Genomic DNA, 3258 nt, shown 5'->3' on the forward strand with positions numbered 1-3258 from the left:
GTCCGGGTCACCCCCACCCCGCGGTGGGGGTGCCGGCCCGTCGCCGTGCGCCTGGTGCGGGACCCGTCCGGCGCGTCGAGCGGCCGGAGCCCGGCGGTGCGCACGTGCGGCGCGGAGCGGGGTGTCGACCGGCCCGGCGTCGGAGCCGGTCCGCGAGTCGGTCGACAGGGCCGAACGTGTGCACTTCACCGATTCCGGCGACAGGGCGCGACACGCGATGATTCACTCGCCCTGATCACGGGACGGAGGTGTCGGGCGAGCGTGCGTGAGGAGTTGCGCGCCTACCTCGGGCGCACCGAGGGCAAGCTGACCATGATCGCCGCGCTGACGTCCGTGTCGGCGCTGCTGCTCGGCCTGATCGGCCTGCTGGTGCTCCAGGGCAAGCAGGACCTGCTGGACGACGCCGTGGAGCGGCGCGGTGTGCTCACGTCCGCGGCGCTGGACATCTACCGCGCGTTCGCGGACGCCGACGCCACCTCGCTGGACGCGGTGCTGGTCGACCAGCAGCGGTCGCCGCAGCTCCAGCAGGAGTTCCGGGAGAACGTCTTCGACGCCCTCGACGCGTTGCGGGTCGCGGCGGAGCGGGACGGCGGCGGGAGCGCGGCCGAGCGCGTCCGGCGCCTCACCGACCTGGTGCCGCAGTACGTGCAGTTCGTCGAGACGGGCTGGAGCGCGGGCCGCGAGGGGCACCCGGTCGCCACGTCCTACCTGAGCCAGGCGAGTTCCCTGGCCCACCAGAGGATCCTCCCGGACGCCAAGGCGCTGTACGACGACCAGATCGCGGAACTCACCGAGGCCCAGCGCGACGCGTCGAGCCAGTCCTGGCCGCTCTGGCTGCTCGGGGTGGCCGTGCTGGGCGTCCTCCACTGGTCCAACCGGTTCCTGTTCAAGCGCACCAAGCGCCGCTACAACACCGGCCTCGTCACCGCGGCGGTGCTCACCGGCGTCGCCCTCCTGGTCACGGCGATCCCGCTGCTGGTCTCCGGCGGCCACGCCGCGGACAGCATCCGGCAACGGGAGGAGGTGGTCGCGCCCCTGGCGCAGGCCCGCAACGTCGGCCGGTCCGCCGACGGCCGGGAGGCCCGCCTGCTGATCTACCCGTCGGTCGGGGACAAGGAGGCGTTGCGGAACGACCTCGCCGAGATCGCCCGGCTGATCGCCGAGGCCGGCCGGTCCGCCACCGACCGCGAGCGCATCGACCAGGCGGCCGAGCAGGCGCGGAAGTGGGCGGACGCGGACGCGGTGCTGATCGCGACCGACTCGAGGATGACCTACCCGGAGACCGGCTCGCTCGTGACGCCGCCCGAGCAGGGCAAGTCGACCGCGGAACAGGTGGACGAGCACCTCACCGCGGCGATCTCCGCCTACACCACCGCGTCCGCCGACGCCACCGCCGCGGCCCGCGCGTGGCTCGGCGGGCTGGACGTGGTCTTCGCCCTGTTGATGGCGGGGGCGGCCGTCGCGGCGCTGGCCGGCCTCCGGCCCCGGATCGCGGAGTACTACCGATGAAGCGCTGGCTGCCGGTCCTGCTCCTGCTGGTGCTCGCGGGCTGCTCGGTGCACCCCGCCCAGATCGCCGAGCGCACCGCCGAACCCGTGCTGCCCAACGGCTACCGCGACCCCGGGGAGCCGGCCGAGGTGCCGCCGGAGTGCACCACGCCGGAGGGCCGGGCGGAGTACGACCCGATGCGCACCCTCAACCCCGCGGGCGGCCGGGAGGACGGCACGAGCGTGCTCGACGGCCCGACGCTCGCGGAGATCCGCCGGACCGGCCTGGACGTCGGCGTCAGCCAGACCACGCCCCTGCTCAGCCGCCGCGACCAGGTGACCGGCGAGATGGAGGGCTTCGAGATCGACCTGATCAACCGGATCGCGACCGAGCTGTTCGGCCGGCCGCTCCAGCCGAACGACACGATGCTGCGGCTGGTCACCATGCCCACCGGCAGTCGGCTGCTGGCCCTCGACACGGACAAGAACGAGGCGGCCAAGAACCGCGAGGAGACGCTGCGCGAGGTCCCGGTCGTGGACATGGTCGTGGCCGACGTGACGATGACGTGCGACCGCGTCTACAACCACGACATCATCTACTCGACGCCCTACCTCACCACGAACGCGGGCCTGCTGACCCGCAGGGGCACCGAGACCCGCGACTCGCTGGAGAAGCTGCGCGACCGCAAGGTGTGCGCCGCCTCGGCCACCACGAGCATCGTCGACCTGCTGGAGGCGCAGGAGACGACCGGCATCAAGCCGGTCTCGACGCCCGACTCCAGCGAGTGCCTGATGCTCCTGCAACGAGGGCTGGTGGACGCGGTCTACACCGACTTCCCGATCCTGCAGGGCCTCCAGACGCAGGACCCCGGCACCGAGCTGACCGACCTGCCGGGCCGGGGCGGCGGCACCGCGGGCGTCGCGATCAGCAACAAGCACCGGGACCTGGTCCGGTTCGTCAACGGCGTGATCGCCGCGATGCGCGCGGACGGCTCGCTGCGCGCGTCGCACGAGCGGTGGTTCGGCGAGAAGGTCCGGGCGGCCGGCCTCCGGCAGGGGCCGATCCTCCCGCTGCCGCCCATCGCCTACGTCGACTAGCGCCCCGCGCCGGGATCCCGCCCGCACGACGCGGTGACGCCGAACGCCCGCCGCCGTGAGGGGGCTACCCGGCGGCCACCGGGAAGAGCGCGGCGAAGGCCGCGGGCACCAGCGAGTACACCGGGGCCGACGCGAGGGCCACCGCGACGCCGAACGGCACCACCACCGGCAGGTGCGCGGCGCGACGCGACAGGACCACCGCCGTCACGGCCGCGAGCACCAGGCCGGCCGCGAGCACCCCGCGCCCGGTGTGGCCGAGCTGCCACAGCACGACCACGATGCCGCCCGGCAGGCCGACGGCGAGCCCCGCCCACAGCGGGTCGGCCCGGCGTCCCGCCCGCGACCGCGCGGCGGCCGTGGCGGCGGCGACCGCGACCAGGGCCTGCGGCACGAACACGAGCAGGAACTCCGGCACCGCCCGCGCGAGCGCCGCCGCGAGCCCGACGAGGATCACGACCCCCGCCTGCAAGCCCGCGGCCGTGACCGCGGCGACGCGTGGCGACGGCGCGAACCGGCCCGCCACCACGGCCGCGACCACGCTCCACCGCCCGGCGGCGACCCCCACGAACACCGTCCGGGCCACCGCGGGCGCGAGCACTCCCACGGCGGCCTCGGCGACCACCAGCGCGAGGCCCGCGACCAGCCCGAACCGCCCCGGCCCGCCCGCCGAACC

Annotated in this window: 3 protein-coding genes; 2 read left to right on the forward strand and 1 reads right to left on the reverse strand. The window is 74.9% G+C overall.

Features of this window, described 5'->3' with window-relative positions:
- Window positions 1-261: 261 nt before the first annotated feature.
- On the forward strand, window positions 262-1509 hold the full coding sequence (locus tag ACWEFJ_RS22860) for a hypothetical protein (RefSeq protein WP_449714970.1): 1248 nt from the start codon (window positions 262-264) through the stop codon (window positions 1507-1509).
- Window positions 1506-2585, forward strand: a complete 1080-nt coding sequence (locus tag ACWEFJ_RS22865; RefSeq protein ID WP_378088757.1) for a transporter substrate-binding domain-containing protein — start codon at window positions 1506-1508, stop codon at window positions 2583-2585. The genes ACWEFJ_RS22860 and ACWEFJ_RS22865 overlap by 4 nt, the downstream gene beginning before the upstream one ends.
- Before the next feature lie 64 nt (window positions 2586-2649).
- On the opposite strand, the gene ACWEFJ_RS22870 is transcribed toward ACWEFJ_RS22865, so the two are convergent.
- Window positions 2650-3258: hypothetical protein (locus ACWEFJ_RS22870; RefSeq protein ID WP_449714971.1), on the reverse strand; the 609-nt coding region annotated here is incomplete at its 5' end.

This window comes from Actinosynnema sp. NPDC004786 (genome assembly GCF_053601135.1).